The organism is Rhizobium sp. NPDC090275 (assembly GCF_044772225.1).
GTDB lineage: Bacteria > Pseudomonadota > Alphaproteobacteria > Rhizobiales > Rhizobiaceae > Rhizobium.
Genome location: NZ_JBIVYL010000020.1, coordinates 1 through 14,882, shown reverse-complemented (window position 1 = coordinate 14,882; position 14,882 = coordinate 1). Strand labels below are relative to the sequence as shown.

Annotated in this window: 14 protein-coding genes and 1 pseudogene; 4 read left to right on the top strand and 11 right to left on the bottom strand. The window is 58.0% G+C overall.

Annotated elements, in window-relative coordinates; translation table 11 throughout:
- Nucleotides 1–33 precede the first annotated feature (33 nt).
- The gene (locus ACIQUB_RS30465; RefSeq protein ID WP_402935446.1) at nt 34–1,344 is read right to left on the bottom strand and encodes a sugar ABC transporter substrate-binding protein; all 1,311 of its coding nucleotides are present in this window, start codon (nt 1,342–1,344) and stop codon (nt 34–36) included.
- A gap of 165 nt (nt 1,345–1,509) precedes the next feature.
- Between ACIQUB_RS30465 and ACIQUB_RS30460 the strand changes: the two genes are divergently transcribed.
- Complete coding sequence (locus tag ACIQUB_RS30460; RefSeq protein WP_402935443.1) at nt 1,510–2,307, top strand: IclR family transcriptional regulator; 798 nt, start codon at nt 1,510–1,512, stop codon at nt 2,305–2,307.
- Nucleotides 2,308–2,438: 131 nt separating this feature from the next.
- Here the strand turns inward: ACIQUB_RS30460 and ACIQUB_RS30455 are convergent, their stop codons facing one another.
- From ACIQUB_RS30455 to ACIQUB_RS30415, 9 genes are all read right to left on the bottom strand, one after another.
- On the bottom strand, nt 2,439–2,702 hold the full coding sequence (locus ACIQUB_RS30455; protein WP_402935440.1) for a hypothetical protein: 264 nt from the start codon (nt 2,700–2,702) through the stop codon (nt 2,439–2,441).
- Nucleotides 2,703–2,921: 219 nt separating this feature from the next.
- Complete coding sequence (locus ACIQUB_RS30450; RefSeq protein WP_402935437.1) at nt 2,922–3,815, bottom strand: ABC transporter permease; 894 nt, start codon at nt 3,813–3,815, stop codon at nt 2,922–2,924.
- 71 nt (nt 3,816–3,886) lie between these two features.
- Nucleotides 3,887–4,846, bottom strand: a complete 960-nt coding sequence (locus tag ACIQUB_RS30445) for an ABC transporter permease (protein WP_402935434.1) — start codon at nt 4,844–4,846, stop codon at nt 3,887–3,889.
- Nucleotide 4,847: 1 nt separating this feature from the next.
- Complete coding sequence (locus tag ACIQUB_RS30440; RefSeq protein WP_402935431.1) at nt 4,848–5,588, bottom strand: ATP-binding cassette domain-containing protein; 741 nt, start codon at nt 5,586–5,588, stop codon at nt 4,848–4,850.
- On the bottom strand, nt 5,581–6,270 hold the full coding sequence (locus tag ACIQUB_RS30435) for an ATP-binding cassette domain-containing protein (RefSeq protein ID WP_402935428.1): 690 nt from the start codon (nt 6,268–6,270) through the stop codon (nt 5,581–5,583). Before ACIQUB_RS30435 ends, ACIQUB_RS30440 begins: the two co-directional genes overlap by 8 nt.
- 95 nt (nt 6,271–6,365) lie before the next feature.
- On the bottom strand, nt 6,366–7,556 hold the full coding sequence (locus ACIQUB_RS30430) for a substrate-binding domain-containing protein (protein ID WP_402935425.1): 1,191 nt from the start codon (nt 7,554–7,556) through the stop codon (nt 6,366–6,368).
- 42 nt (nt 7,557–7,598) lie between these two features.
- Nucleotides 7,599–8,729, bottom strand: a complete 1,131-nt coding sequence (locus tag ACIQUB_RS30425) for an extracellular solute-binding protein (protein WP_402935422.1) — start codon at nt 8,727–8,729, stop codon at nt 7,599–7,601.
- Nucleotides 8,726–9,886 carry a CaiB/BaiF CoA transferase family protein gene (locus ACIQUB_RS30420; RefSeq protein ID WP_402935419.1) on the bottom strand — a complete coding sequence of 387 codons (1,161 nt, stop codon included), beginning with the start codon at nt 9,884–9,886 and terminating at the stop codon, nt 8,726–8,728. Before ACIQUB_RS30420 ends, ACIQUB_RS30425 begins: the two co-directional genes overlap by 4 nt.
- 6 nt (nt 9,887–9,892) lie before the next feature.
- Nucleotides 9,893–10,393 carry a MaoC family dehydratase gene (locus ACIQUB_RS30415; protein ID WP_402935512.1) on the bottom strand — a complete coding sequence of 167 codons (501 nt, stop codon included), beginning with the start codon at nt 10,391–10,393 and terminating at the stop codon, nt 9,893–9,895.
- A gap of 174 nt (nt 10,394–10,567) precedes the next feature.
- Here ACIQUB_RS30415 and ACIQUB_RS30410 point away from each other — a divergent pair, with 174 nt between their 5' ends.
- Both ACIQUB_RS30410 and ACIQUB_RS30405 read left to right on the top strand, forming a co-directional pair.
- The gene (locus ACIQUB_RS30410) at nt 10,568–11,653 is read left to right on the top strand and encodes a lactonase family protein (RefSeq protein WP_402935416.1); all 1,086 of its coding nucleotides are present in this window, start codon (nt 10,568–10,570) and stop codon (nt 11,651–11,653) included.
- 666 nt (nt 11,654–12,319) lie between these two features.
- A complete protein-coding gene (locus tag ACIQUB_RS30405) occupies nt 12,320–12,826 on the top strand; it encodes a putative nucleotide-diphospho-sugar transferase (protein ID WP_402935509.1) in 507 nt (168 codons plus the stop codon).
- Between the two features lie 427 nt (nt 12,827–13,253).
- Here the strand turns inward: ACIQUB_RS30405 and ACIQUB_RS30400 are convergent.
- Nucleotides 13,254–13,622, bottom strand: a pseudogene (locus tag ACIQUB_RS30400) (transposase); the annotation flags it as partial.
- Nucleotides 13,623–13,639: 17 nt separating this feature from the next.
- Here ACIQUB_RS30400 and ACIQUB_RS30395 point away from each other — a divergent pair.
- A complete protein-coding gene (locus tag ACIQUB_RS30395; RefSeq protein ID WP_402935413.1) occupies nt 13,640–14,746 on the top strand; it encodes a glycosyltransferase family 2 protein in 1,107 nt (368 codons plus the stop codon).
- Nucleotides 14,747–14,882: the final 136 nt, after the last annotated feature.

The window sequence follows — 14,882 nt, the reverse complement described above, 5'->3', positions numbered from 1 at the left end:
CCGTTTGCAGGTGCGGGCCCCATTATGACAGGATTAAAGAGCGCCGGCGTCCTTGAGAATGGACGTCGCCTTGTCGGCTGCGGCGTCGAGAGCCTTCTTGGAGGTCTTGTCGCCGAGGATAGCCGATTGCAGTTCCGGATAGACCGCGTTGGAAATCTCGATCCATTCGGGCGTGCGCGGAACCGGGAAGGCATGTTTCATGGCTTCCTGGAAGGCGCCGAGAGCTTCCTTCTTGTAAGGATCGCTCGCAGCCTGCTCGATATCCCAGTCCCAAACCGCCTTGCGGGTTGGCAGGGTGCCGGTGGCCGCCTCGATCTTCTGGGAATCTTCGTTGGTGAGGAACCAGACGAGCGATGCCGCCGCATCCTTGTGCCCGCAGGCCTCGGTGACGGAGAAACCGTGATGACCTGACCAGCCGGTCCGCTTGCCTGAGGAGCCGGCGGGCTGAACGATAACGCCGACATTGCCGGCAATCTTCGAGTTTTTCGGATCGTTGAAGTAGGAAGCCCAGCCCGGCCAGTCCAGATCAAGTGCGACTGTGCCGGATGCAAAACCAGCGCCGAGGTCATCCCAGAGATAGTTGGTGGTTCCGACCGGCACTGCCTTGGCCTTATACATGTTCACGAACCAGTCGAGAGCGCGTACGCCGGCTTCCGAGTTAAAGGTCGGCTTTCCGTCCTTATCGAGATATTCACCGCCTTCAGCGACCAGCATTTCGAAGAAGCGGCCATTGATCGCCTCTTCCTTGCCGGGGAACTGCGTGCCGAAGAAATTCGGCGGATTGGAGAAGAAGATGGCCTGATCCGACACCTGCTTCCAGGTATCCGGCGGAGCCAGGTCGTAGCCGTACTTCTCCTTGAAAGCCTTCTTCTTGGCTTCGTCGGTGTAGAGGCTTTTTTGGTAGTACATTGCCGAAACATCGAACTGCGCGCGCGGCAACATGACCAGCTTGTCGTCGATAGTGGATGCCGAGATCGTTGAATCGACGAACTTGGCAATCTCGTCGGCAGGCAGCAGCGGCTTCAGGTCGGTATAGAGACCTTCATAGATCGGCGCGAAGGACGAGTGGTTCGAGCCAACGCACCACTTGATGTCGCCCGCGGCCAGATCCGACTTCATTTCCTTGTCGAGCTCGAAGTAGTTCTTCTTTGAAAGAACGTTGACCTTGGCACCCGTCGCCTTCTCCCATTCGGCGATGCGCGCATAGAGCGGCTCATACTGCTGGCCGCCGATCAACTTGGCATCGATCGTCACGCCTTCAAATTTTCCCGGCAAATCGGCAGCACTGGCGACCGACGTAGCCAGCGAAATCCCAGCCGCGAGGCTGGCAATCAACTTTCTCATATTCCTCTCCTCCAAAACGGCGATCCGCCAAGGAACAGCCGGCTCCTCACATATGAGTTTTATTTTTATATACAAACGACAAGAAAGAGCCTTCGTCAAGCGGAAGTTTCCCTTCTCGAAAGCGCAATCTGCGTATATGCAACTCTTATTCATAGGAGACCGAAAATGGAAATCGATGACGCAGACCGTTACCGCGCACCGGCGCTCGACAAGGGTCTCGACATTTTAGAACTCTTGGCGAGTGTCGAGGACGGCCTGTCACAGAGCGAAATCGCAAAAAGGCTGGACCGGAGCGCGAACGAGTTTTATCGCATGCTCGATCGACTGGTGCGTCGCGGCTATGTTGCAAAACTCGAGGGCGACCGCTTTGCACTGACGCTCAAGCTCTTTGGGCTTTCACAGTTGCATGCCCCGACCAGGCGGCTTGCCTCCTTTGCAACGCCGCTTATGCGTGAGCTTGCCCAGAAGACCCGCCAGGCCAACCACCTTGCGGTCTTTGATCGCGGTAACGCCGTTGTCATCGCGCAGCAGGAAGCGCCAGACTATTGGGGGATTTCCATCCGCGTCGGCTCGCATGTGAACCTCTTCGACACAGGTTCGGGCCATGTGCTTTTGGCGTTCAGGGATAAAGACGAGCGCGAGCTGATGATCTCCGAGCATGTGCGAAGCCGTGACGACATCAATCTTTCAGAGGATTTTTACGAGCGCCTGGACCAGATCCGGAAGCAGGGCTACGAGATGATGCCGAGCGCCCAGACAGCTGGTGTCTACAACCTTTCTGCGCCTGTTCTCGGTGCCGACGGCACGTGCATGGCAGCGCTCACCTGCCCCTATATCGCATTGGTCAACGCGCCTGGGGCCCCCGATATCACCCGCACGATCGCGCATCTTCAAAAAACCGCCAAGCAGCTCTCTATCCTGGTCGGATCAGACGAGATTGCGAAATCGCAACGGTCTTCATAAATGAATCTTTCCTTCCAGGATGCGGCCTCCGCGACCCCACGCGCTCGAAGCGCCTCTGCATCGATCGTTTATGATCCGCAGTCAGAGAAGCAAGGCGCAGAAATCAGGCGGACCTGCAGTTCGGACTCAGCCTAATCATTCCAATCGCGGTAGTGACGGCGATCCCAATCGCGCGCCCTTCGATCGTCTCGCCGATCGGCTTCACGATGATAGCGGTCACGATAATATTGACGCTCTGCGCGCTCAGGGTGTTTCGTGCATCGCCACGGCTCGCGGTGGCAGACGTTTGCGTCACCGCCAAGCAGGCTGTCCTGCCCCTTGCCGTTCACATCAAAGGCGAATGCGGGAGCTGCGATCAGCAACGACAGGCCGAAGGCTGCAATATAGTCCTTCATCAAACACACCTTTCATCCGCGATGCCAAGTGGGCGTGTTCTTCGCTCGCCTCCCATCGCCGGAGTAACTGGTGTCGAGACCAACTGTTCCATTGCGGGCAACAGCTAGCCCCGCATCGAGAGGCAGACGCAATGACTGGGACACGGCTTGGACATGCGACCGCGTCTTAGAAACGGTCGAAAGGCACGGACTTGGCACGCGGAGTGCAGGTGCGAACCATCAGATTGTCTTGCTGACGTGGCGTTCACGCCCATAGACCGAAACAAGCGCGACGATGATGGCACCGAGCGCTGCCTGCACCGCTGACGGTTGGAAGCCGAGGCCGATGAGAAGCGTGTTGATTTCCGTCAGCACGAGTGCGCCTGCGATTGTTCCGAGATAGCTTCCCTGCCCGCCGATCAATGCTGCACCACCGACCACCACGGCTGCAATCGTCTGGAAAAGATACGGCTGGCCGACATCGCCGTAGGCCGACCCTGTAAATCCGAGCAGCAAGACGCCCGTCACTGCCGAGAACAAGGCACTGATCGCAAAGGTCACGGCCCACATGCCAACGGGATTGATCAAGGCGAGCGGTGCGGCGAAAGGGTTGCTGCCAAGGGCGTAAAGCCTGCGACCATACGGCGTGCGGGCCAGTATCAACGCGACGATTGCGGCGAGGATGACCACGCACGGGACCACCCACGGCAAAGGCAACGGGCCAGCACTCCCCCCGATCGAGACAAAGTCAGAAATCGCCTGTGGCGCCGACCCTGACGGAAAGCCGGCTGTCCAAAATAAAACGGCGCCCTGGACCACCATGCCAGTTCCGAGCGTGACGATCAGCGGATGGATGTTCAGACTACGCGATACATAGCCGTTGAATGCACCAATCAACAAGGCAATCAGCGCTACGATCAGGCAGACGATCGCGAAATTCCATTGCTGGCCATAGAGTTGGGCCGCCACCACGTTCGCAAAGCCGATCACGAAGGGTATCGACAGATCGATGCCGCCAAGGATGACGACAAGGGTCTGGCCGATGCATGCAATCGCCAGCAGTGATGCGAGCACAAGCAGCGCGCGGATCGCAAAAGGCTGCGAATAACCGGGGATGAGGATGGTGCCGATCACGTGCAGCAGGATGACGATCGCAAAGGCGCCGATTGCCCGGCCAGTCGTCCCCTTCAAGAGTTTGGTCGTCATCATCGGGCGCGCGCTCCTTTGGCGCTCTTTTCCTGAAGCGCAGTCAGCACGACGGCGGCAACCAGGATCGCGCCATATGCGATCTGAAGAACGTAGGTTGAGACATTGAAGGCGGTCAGCGCGCTTTGCAGCAAGAAGATATCGATCGCACCGATCGCCGCTCCGGCAAGGCCGCCGCGCCCACCGGCAAGGCTGACGCCGCCAAGAGCGACCGATGCAATGGCAATCAAGGTATAGCTGGCGCCAATATTGGGATCTGCTGACCCGATCAATGCCGTTAGCATCAGGCCAGCGATTGCAGCAAAGAGACCGGTGATCAGGTAGGCAATGAACCGAACTTTCGTGACCGGCACCCCGGCGGTATAGGCAGCGCGATCGTCGCTGCCAACCGCCATCAAGAGGTCGTAGTAAGGAAGCTTCTTGATAAGCAGCCAGCAAATCGCAACAGAGGCAAGGGGCAGGATCGACCAGCTTGCCGACATGGCCTTCAGCCAACCAGGGGCTGGACCGACAGGCGACGGCACGATTGTCAGCGTCACCCCGCCGAGGACGAGATAGGTTCCAAGCGTTGCAACGATCGGCTGGATGCGCACGACGGTCGCCAGAAAGCCATTGATGGCGCCGATCGCCAGTCCGGCAAGGAGTGCTGCAGGTATCAGCACGGCGGGCAAGGAAATGCCCATGGTGAGAAAAAGCACCTGGATGACGATCGCGTTGACGAAGCCCATGGCTGGTCCCACAGAGATATCGATACCGCCGCGCCCGGCCAAAATAACCGGCGCCGACGCAAGCGACGCGCCGATCAGCGGCGCTGCAAGCCCGATCAGCGTCCCCCAGTTGCCTGGAGCAAAGCGCGTCGGATTAAGGATCAGGTTCAATGCCAGCAGCAGGACGAACAGAACCGCTGCAAAGCCTGCATTCCTGACCAGATCGGCAAGACCGAAAAAGCGGGCGCCCATATCAAACGGCCTTTCCAAACATAGCCGAGATAACGTTCTCAGCCGTCATTTCAGCGCCGGCCATTTCGGCCGAGATCTCATTGTCGCGAAAGACCAGCAACCGGCCACAAAGAACAAGGATCTCCTCAATTTCACTCGACAGGATCACCAAGGTCATGCCGTCTGCAGCAAGTTCGCGAAAGACCCCGTAGAGCACGTGGCGGGTCGCGACATCGACACCGCGCGTCGGGTCGTTTAGGAGGAGTATGTTGGGGCCGAGCGCCAGGGCTCTTGCGAGAAGAACCTTTTGCTGATTGCCGCCTGACAGCGTGGTGATCGACGCATCGAGATCCGGCACCTTGATCGAGAGCTTCTGGCGATAGGCTTCAAAGCGCTCGCGACGCCTGGCCGCTGTAATCAGCCCGGCAGTCGTGTCTTTCCAGACGGTCGCGATCGCGAAATTGTCGAGCACGGACATGGATGGAAAAATTCCGGTCGCCCGTCGATCACGTGGCAGATAGGCGATCCCGTTGGCAACAGCCTGGCGGAAGTCTTGTAAAGGCCTGCCCTGCCCCTGCCGCATCACAGAAACCTGTCCGCTTGCCGGTGCGACAAGGCCCGCAAGCGCTTCCAGGAATGTCTGCTGCCCGTGGCCGTCCAACCCGGCAAGACCGACGATTTCGCCCGCCGCGATCGTCTGTGATATCGGTCGGGCGCCTGCCTTCAATTCGAGATTGTCGATGGTCAACCTGACATCAGACATGGCTTAACTCCTCGGCCATGCGTGGGGCCATTGCGGCTAAGAGTTCTTCCGATGAGGAGATGCCGGCCTCTTCGGTGCGAACGACACACCCGCTTCTGAGGATCGATATCCTGTCGGAAAGCGCTTTCACCTCGTCCATTCTGTGGGTGATGAAGATCAGCAGACTTCCGGCATCAGCGAGCTCCCGCATCAGGCGAAAGACGGATTGGCGGTCGCCAAAGTCGAGCGCTGCCGTCACTTCGTCGAGGATCAGGACGCGTGGGCACCGCACCACCGCCCGCGCCAAGACGACGAGCTGCTGGGCGGCCAGGGGAAGCGATCCGGCCGTCGCATCGAGCGGAATGTCGGTGACGGCAAAGCGGCTGAGCGCGTTGGCGGCCGTTTCGCGCCGGCTTTTGCGCGCCACACCGCGCGTCCACAAGCCATCGACCCCAAGCAGGATGTTGTCAGTCACGTCGCGATCAGGTGCAATCAGGATTTCCTGGAAGACGGTCGCGAAACCGGCGCGTTGGAAGCTGGCCGGGTTGGTGGCGGCAAGGCGCGCGCCGTCAAGCCTGACTTGACCTTCATCCTGGGAAACGATGCCTGAGAGGATCTTGACGAGCGTGCTCTTGCCCGAGCCGTTTTCGCCAAGGATCGTATGTATAGTTCCGGCACGAAACGTGACCGTCGCGCCTGACAACGCGACGGTCTCCCCGTACCTTTTTGATAGGCCTTCGATTTCTAACATGTATCCGATCCGGGGAGGCTGCGGTCATGGACCGCAGCCCGTCAATCTTACTTGGCGCAGGCGTCGGGCGTCTTGGCGTAATCCCATCCCGGCGTCGGCTTGGCACCGTCGAAATAGGCGTTGAGCAGATCTTCCGGCATTGGATCCGTCGGCGGCACTGGGAAGATCGACACCGCATCGGGGGTCATGCAGTCCTTGTACCACTTCGGCAGATCGGCGTTGTGAACGGCCGGGATCGGGATCATGAGCGTGTTCAGCCTCGGCTTTTGCCCGTCGAGCATACGCACGCCCACTCTAAAGAGTGTCTGTGCGGTCCAATGGGGCAACAGCGCATGGCCCTCGAACTTGTACTTGTCCGGGTTGGCCTTCCAATAACCGAGCGCATCGCCTGTCAGGGATCCTGTGATAAGCGGTGCGGGGCGGCCGGCTTGCGCGAATGCCTCGGCGACGACCCGGCTTTCGCTGCCGGTTGTCCAGACAGCATCGACAGGTGCCGGATTGGTAGCAATGGCCTGGAGCACGACCGTCTTCGTGACGTTAGCGGTCCAGTTGCCGTTGACCGACCGAGCAACCTTCAGGTTCTTGTCCTCGGCAAGAGCCTTGTCGGCACCCTGACGTTCCTGAGCGACAATCGGATGACCGGCAATCCCTTCCACCATCAGCACATTACCGCCCTTGGGCAGCGCCTGGTTGATAGCCGTGACCATGTCATAGCCCCAGCGGGCATAATTTGAATCGACATTGATCGCGTTTTGGCTGGTCACCGAGCCCGCCGCAGTGACGAAGGGAATTTTTGCCGCGGCGGCCGCGTCCACCGCGTCGTCGAGAGCGGTCGCAGAACCTGGGATCGAGGTGATGATCGAGCAACCCTTGTCGATGAAGGCGCGGATCTGGTTGATCTGCTGGCTGACGTCGTTGTTGGAATCGGAGACTTCGAAGCTGGAGACGCTGCCATCGGCGATCAGCCCGTCAACCAGCCGCTTCAGCTCCTTGGTCACGGTAACGCGCCAGGGATTGCCCTGGTAGGATTCCGAGTGACACCATTTCCAGGGCTTGGCCGGCGGCGTCCAGTTGCCCCAGGCCGATGGGCCGATTTTTTGAGGAGCGCCGTCATATTGTGCCTTCAAAAGATCGGGCAGACCCGACACGACGGTGCCGACATCGCTTTGCGCCATGGCTGGCACGCCCAAAGCCGCCAAGCTCGCGCCCGCCAGCAAACTGCAGATGCTCTTTCTCATTTCACTCCTCCTTATCGGCGCCTGGTTCCTCCCGCGCCCAATTCAAAAGCTGTTGGCAAACATCTTGTTGAGATCGGCGACCACCTGGCGAGCCGCTTCACCCTCCTGGAGGCCCGCATTGATGCGGTCGGATGCCTGCTGCTGGAAAGCCATGTAGCCGTTGTGCCGCGGCCGAACCCACGCGCCATCAAGGGTGGCGCGGGTCGCGCGATAAAATTCCGAGGCGTGTTGATTGACGGTGTCGTCTTCCCAGGCGTCGGAATGGCCAGGTTGTCCGCCGGCGCTTGCGTATAGTCCACGCTGTATGGGGCCGCTCGCGATCCAATAGGCAAAGTCGATCGCTTCTTTCGGACTTTTGGAGAAGGCCGATACCGCGATGCCCGTGCCTCCGAGCGCCGAGCCGATGGGGCCACGGCTGCCCGCAACGGGAATGTCGGCGAATTGCAAAAGCCTGTCTCGAAAACCCGAAATCGAATAGCTGACATAGCCATAGATGAGCGGCGCGCAGTCGATGCGGCTATCGGGGGATGACATCTCTTCGAAGATGGCAATCGGGTCCATGTCGAAACAGGCGGGATCGACGAGCGATGCGATCTCGCGCATCATTTCGAAGGTCTCGGCGCCAGCCGCGGGCTCGATCAATTGTCCAGGGTCGACACGGCAGGGATGCCCGCGATTGGCTGAGAGCGTGTAAAACGTCATCAGCGTGTGTGGAGGGCGAAGCGGCAGCAAGACCCGCCCTTCCCTTGCCAGCGAAACGACCTCCGCCCAGGTGGCAGCTGGTTTGGCCAGTCTATCCGGCCGGTATGCCTGGACCTGCGTCGCCGCGTCAACAGGAAAGCCCCATTGACGGCCTTCGGCGTTATAGCTTGGGTAGGACGCGCCGACACTGCCGGCGGCGAGCGCCTTTTGCTCGTCGGCACGATCCGTCACATCGAGTGGCAGCAGGCACTTTTCGTGGGTGATCTGTCCGACATGGGGATGATCGATGACGATCAGGTCGTAGGCGCGCGCCAAACCTTCGACAGGGTAGGTCTCGAAGTCCTGCAGGGAGCGCTTTTCCCAGTGAACGGCAATGCCTGTCTCCGCCTCGAAGAGTTCGGAGCAGGCAACCATTGGATCGTAGCCACGCGGATGGCTCCATGTCATGCCCTTCAACGTCACCTTGCTCATAATCCGAACTCCTCGCGGATTGCGGCACTGTGCTCGCCGATGCGGGGCGCTGCGCGGTCGAACTTCGGACGGCTGCCATCGACGCGAAGGGGCGAGCGCGTGGTGAGGATCGAGACGTCGTCGTCGCGGGTTACCGTCTGCAGCATGTCGAGAGACTTGAAGCCGTCGCTCTCCATGAGTTCGTGCCAATTTAGCACTCTTGCGCACCAAATATCGGCCGGCTCCAGAATGGCCAGCCATTCGTCGATCGTGCGTGTCGCTATCTTCTGCGCGATGAGCTCCTTGATGCGGTCGCGCTCACGAAACCAGCTCGAGGGATCGTCGCGATAAGGATCGAGCTCTGGCATGCCGAGGAGATCGGCGAGCTTGGGTATCGGCGTCATGGCAATCGAGAGGTAGCCGTCGCTTGCGGCATAGACACCGTAAGGCGCGGAAAGATAAGCATGTGCGCTGCGAAAATTGGATCGCTTCGGCAAGCGCTTGCCGTCGTTGAGATGAGTGGTCAGCACCTCGAACTGGAAATCGACCAGTGCCTCCATCAAGCTGGTCTCGACGAGGCTTCCCTTGCCTGTGACCCCGCGGCGCACAAGTGCCGCCAAGATGCCCTGGCAGGCGGCGGCCCCTGCCAACATGTCGCCGATCGCCAGGCCAAAGGGTACGGGACCCTGATCCTCGTCACCATTGAGCCACATGACGCCTGAGCGTGACTGCGCGAGGAGATCCTGGCCCGGGCGTTTGACCCAGGGGCCCTCGTCACCATAGCCACTGATCGACGCGTAGACGAGACGGGGGTTAAGGGCCCTGACCGCTTCATAGTGAAGCCCGAGCCGCTCGATAACGCCGGGCCGAAAGTTCTGAATGACGACGTCCGCGCTCTGAAGCAATGTCCTTAATGCCTTCAGATCACTTTCGTTTTTAAGATCGATCGCAAGGCTTTCCTTTGCACGGTTGATGGCGTGAAAGATCGTCGAGTCACCGCCGATTTCGGTGTCGCTGAGATAAAGGCGCCGCGACAGGTCACCGCCATCGGGACGCTCGATCTTGATCACCCTCGCGCCAAGATCCATCAGCCGGAGCGAACAGTAGGGCCCGGACAGGAACTGGCTCATGTCGACGACCACGAGGCCGCTGAGGGGGAGATCATTTGATTGCGTCATTGCAGATTACTTTTCCGTCTTACCGGCGAAGTCGGCCGGGTTCTTGTACTTCACGGTTTGCAGGTGCTCGCAGTAGAGAACGAGCTCGCCCTCGCCCTTGAAGACTTCATAGCTTGCCCTGATCAGGCCGAGTTCCTGGTAGCGGGGACGTTTGCTAAGGTTGGTGCGGATCGTGTAGATCGTGTCGCCGATGAAGACCGGCTTGATGAAGCGCAGCTTGTCATAGCCATATGAGAAGGCATTGACGCAATTGGTCGCGACCAGGCCGAGCCCAGCGGAAAAGACGAAGGCGCCAGCGACCAGTCGCCGGCCGAAGACGCCCTCGCTTTCAGCGAACATCTGATCCTGCACGTAAGGGTGTATGTCAGTCATCAGCACGTTGAAAAGATGGCTGTCGCTTTCGCCGATCGTGCGACGCAACGAGCGGATCTTCTGTCCTTCCGGCCAGTCCTCGTAAAACCAGTTTTCGGCGTTCCACACCGGTAAATCGGCATGCTCATGCGGCATGTCGGATGGATGCGTGGACGAAATCCCGACGGTCGACCCCTGGCCCACAGCGATGCCCTCCCCCGGCAACGAAATTTCTTATGTGAATATCACTTTCACATATGCATCACCTTTGCAAGTCCATTCGATTATGCGATCAAGGAAACGAAGCATGGACGGAAAGGGAGACCGGATATGAGTGACGCGTATTTTCTTTTCATCGGATCCTGTAACCGGAAAACGCCCTACTTCGCGTCGGCCAACGGCGCGGGCGTGAGCGTCTATCGGTTCGACGAGGACAAACTCGAGGCAACGAAAGTCACCGAATATGGCGACATCGACAATCCGACGTACCTATCGGTGAGCTCGAACGGAAAGGCCGTCTACGCCAATTCCGAGATCTTCGGCTGGCGGGAGGGACTTATCACTGCGCTTTCGTTCGACAGCAAGTCTGCCTCGCTCACCTATCTCAACATGCAGCCATCTCGCGGCAGCATCACCGCTCATAATATCGTCGCACGAGACGGCAAGAAGCTGATGGTCGTAAACTACGGCATGGCAGACGGCGGCCCCGACCAATCCTTGGTGGCATTCCCATTCACTGACGAAGATGGTCTTTATCCGCCCAGCGCATCCATACGTCAGATCGGCCAAGGACCCGACACCGCCCGGCAGGAACGCAGCCACGCCCACAGTGTCGTGGAGATCAGCGACAATCTATTCGTGGTGGCCGATCTCGGCTGCGACACACTGACAAGCTATCGATTGGAGGGCGACCAACTCCTCCATCTCTCGCAAACGCAATGTGAGCCAGGCTCTGGACCTCGACACACAGCCCTTCACCCGAACGGGCGTTTTCTGTACGTGCTGAATGAACTTAACTCGAGTTGCTCAAGTTTCGCCGTGGATGAAGGTTCAGGGGCGCTGACACCGATCGGCTCGACGGAAGCACTTCCGGATACGGACGGAAACCATTGTTCCGACATCCAGATCTCGCCCGACGGGCGTTTTCTTTACGGCGGAAATCGTGGGCATGACAGTATTTCGGTGTTCAAGACGCTCGACAATGGCGAAGTCGAACTCCTCCCAAGCGTGCCCTCCGGCGGAAAGACGCCGCGTAACCTTGCGCTATCACCATCTGGTCGCCTCCTGTTTTGCGCCAATCAAGATTCCGACCGGATTTCAGTGTTCGAACGAGATGGCGAAACCGGGCAACTTCAAGATACCGGAGTATCCATCGAAACCGGCACGCCAACCTGCATCAAGACATCGGCGGCCTGACACGGATCATAGTCACGATTAGTCACGACACACATCTCAAACTCGTATGCCCTGATTGAATAGGTAACGGGGATATGCTAAGCGCCGAACCCGGCGACCAAACCGAAGCAATAAGCGTCGCATAGCTTCAGCTCCTTGCCATTGACAAGGGCATGCGCCTCACTCTTCACGGCGCCGCGTGCCTGAACTCCGTACCAAGGCCGGGTTCGGGCAAGACGCACGCTTTCCTCGCTCACGGCCCGGTATAGCCAACATGGCGCTTGGACAGACTCCGACTCCCTTGCCTCCTCGCGGACAATTTAAACGCAGCTATTCGCAAGATTCCTGCTTACAGGTTGCATTAGGCCTTGATCGTGTTCGCACGTTTAGGTAGGCACGCGCCACGAATTGAAATGGCAAATCAGCATAAAAATGAACTTACTCTACAAATGCCTCGATTTTTTCAGTGCATCGAAGTCAAAGTACCGAAATCATCTTGTCCCCTTCCCAACCCACGCCGACAGAGCCTTGCCCCAAGCGGTGGCGGGCACGATCGTGGCGTTTTACACCAAGAATTCCCTGTATGAGTTCGAAGCGAGACGAATGGTCTTGTCGGCAAGGCGCCTCGGTCTCTCGGTCGAGACGACTGCAGTCGACAGTGCCGGCAGCTAGGTCCGAAACGCATCGCTGAAAGCAGCCTTTCTTCTTGAGGCTCGTCGGCAACATCGCGGACCGCTCCTCTATGTCGACGTTGATGCCGTCTTCCACCGCAACCCTTGGCCACAGCTATCGCGATATGAGTGCGACATCGCTCTGTACCGGGAAAACGGCCGATTGCTCTCGGGGACGATCCTATTGAACGACACTCCCCAGACGCTCCAACTCTTGGAAGAGTGGAAGAAAAGGTCCGACACCAACCCCGAGATCTGGGACCAAGTCGTTCTTCAGGAGATCCTCGATCAGGATCAGTCTCTTGAAACCGGTGTCTTTCGCGTTGAAGAACTTCCCGCTGCTTTCTGTTGGATCTTTGACCGCCTTTCAAACGTTAGGGACGACCACGTCTACATTGAGCATCTCCAAGCGAGCCGACAAGCAAAGGGGGCGGAGAAGCGAGGACGTAACAAGAGTCTGGAGCGTCGAGCGGCGCGGATTGAGACCATCGAAAAAATACTCGCCGTCGAAGAAGCTGGCTAAGCCAGTTGCCTTTCGGCAATACGCTTTCAACACATACAGGGCATTCTTAAAGCCGCTAACCGTTCGGACAGATCTCATGTTTGCAAATTTTACAGCTGAGGACGGGAACAGCGCTGTCGCTGTCCGCATCAATCCGGAGTACGTCGCCTCGGTCCTGGAAATACAAGCTGATAGAACGAAAATCACTCTGTCCGGCGGCACGGATCATATCGTGGCACATCCACTCGACGTCGTCATCCGTCGCCTGCAGGAGGCCCTAGGACCGGTCGCGGTATAGGGCGGGGCATAAGCCCTGGCATCAGAAAACGGCTCTGATCGATGTCCAGCCGAGCTAGTCCCAGCGTGTTGGTGTGGCGCCGGCCTTCACTGATGCAGATTCAGCGCATCTCCTCGTTGCGACAAAGTTCTATTTCTTCGCCTTCGCCATGCCCATCGCCTTGACGAGGCCATCAACCGAGCGTGTCGAAACGCCCTGTATATAGGCCTCCTGAATAACCGCCGTAAGAGCCTTCTCGGCCATACGGCGTGGTTCAAGGAAGCTCGGGAAATAACCGCCGGTACAAAGCTTGGGAGTGCGCAGGTCGGCGGCGCCCGCCTGCGTCTCCCAGTCTCGGTCGCGGTAGCCGTTGCGCTGGGCAAGTCGAAAGCCATTCTTCTCGCCATAGTCCGCACCGGTCTTCGTGCCGACTTCCAGCGCCATCAGTTTCTCGGCAGCAAAGCCGATCATCTCGCGCAGCAAATCGGCGTCAGCGCTCTTCTCAACGAGTGAGCGTAGGTTCATCATGTCGTCGGCCATCGGTGGAGTCCTTCAGGTTGTCTCTAAGCAACCCGACCCTACCGGAAATCACCGATGGCTACGAAATCCAGCTATACCACTCCCTGGGACACGATCCGATCGCTCCTGGTCTCTGCCATACATTTACAATCTGGCCGGATCGTAATAGTGGTGCCAAATATGAAACGCGGTCAGTGATGCACGAAATCCTTCCAAACGTTAGCGTGGGCATTCCGACCTACAATCGCCCGGATTACCTCGAAGCACGCATCAAGAACGTGCTCCGTCAAACGAGCAGAAATTTCGAGATTATTATATCAGACAACTGCTCGCCTGATCCAAAAGTCCAGGCAATTGGTGAGCACTTCGCAAGACTAGACTCGCGGGTCAGATATATTCGGCAATCGCATAACATTGGAGCCGGAGCCAATTTCCTTTTCGTTCTTGAACAGGCCCGGGCACCACTTTTTGTTTGGGCGGCGGATGACGATGAATGGCATGAAAACTATTTGGAAGTATGCGCCAAGAATATCGGATCGGCGCAGTTGTTCTGCCCATCAATGGAAATCTTGTTCCTGGAGACTGGCGAACGGCGAGAACTAGAATTGCCCGATTTGTCGGCTCCGCGCGGGACCGTTGCTAACCTTCCAAAGTTTCTTTGCAATACTCAGCCGAGCATGGTTTACGGCCTTCATAAAACGGACGCTCTGAAGACTTTCACGAAGCGCGAGCTCAAGTATGATCTTTGGGACGTCGCTCTTTTGTATCACGCCGTTGTTAATCTCGGGATAACAGTAGGAACAGGGACGGTATACAGCGCAGGTATAGAAGGGGCAGCCTACCAGATAAAGACCTTTGGCCGGCGCGGAAGTGAAGATAAGCTTTCCTACAGAGGGTTTATCGGGTCAACCGTCCTGTCAACACTTCAAAGCCGCCAATTCCCTGGCTTTAAAGCAAAAATGCGAGCTCTCGTACTTTTGCTCAAAATGAGCTCCGATCTAATAATCCACTTAAGGAATGCGTATCCCGAAAGGTCTCGCGCACATCATCGCCTGCTCGAACTCCCGAGGAAGATGCGTGCTCGGTACGATGAGTTATTAGCGCGTCTGTCGTCAATCAAACGGCGCTTTATCACTGGCAAATAAGATTAAGTTGTTTGTCCGCACAGAATGACGACAGATTATTGACTGCTTATCCCTTTTGCTCAGGCGCTAACCATATTTGGTGAGTCCGATCGACAGGGTTCGGGGATAGGCGTAAGAGTCTCGCCATGGCCAGCTC

Bases quoted from the DNA above. Each gene is read 5' to 3' on its own strand.
- ACIQUB_RS30465 (WP_402935446.1), bottom strand. From the start codon at position 1,344: ATGAGAAAGTTGATTGCCAGCCTCGCGGCTGGGATTTCGCTGGCTACG.
- ACIQUB_RS30460 (WP_402935443.1), top strand. From the start codon at position 1,510: ATGGAAATCGATGACGCAGACCGTTACCGCGCACCGGCGCTCGACAAG.
- ACIQUB_RS30455 (WP_402935440.1), bottom strand. From the start codon at position 2,702: ATGAAGGACTATATTGCAGCCTTCGGCCTGTCGTTGCTGATCGCAGCT.
- ACIQUB_RS30445 (WP_402935434.1), bottom strand. From the start codon at position 4,846: ATGGGCGCCCGCTTTTTCGGTCTTGCCGATCTGGTCAGGAATGCAGGC.
- ACIQUB_RS30440 (WP_402935431.1), bottom strand. From the start codon at position 5,588: ATGTCTGATGTCAGGTTGACCATCGACAATCTCGAATTGAAGGCAGGC.
- ACIQUB_RS30430 (WP_402935425.1), bottom strand. From the start codon at position 7,556: ATGAGAAAGAGCATCTGCAGTTTGCTGGCGGGCGCGAGCTTGGCGGCT.
- ACIQUB_RS30425 (WP_402935422.1), bottom strand. From the start codon at position 8,729: ATGAGCAAGGTGACGTTGAAGGGCATGACATGGAGCCATCCGCGTGGC.
- ACIQUB_RS30420 (WP_402935419.1), bottom strand. From the start codon at position 9,886: ATGACGCAATCAAATGATCTCCCCCTCAGCGGCCTCGTGGTCGTCGAC.
- ACIQUB_RS30415 (WP_402935512.1), bottom strand. From the start codon at position 10,393: ATGCCGCATGAGCATGCCGATTTACCGGTGTGGAACGCCGAAAACTGG.
- ACIQUB_RS30410 (WP_402935416.1), top strand. From the start codon at position 10,568: ATGAGTGACGCGTATTTTCTTTTCATCGGATCCTGTAACCGGAAAACG.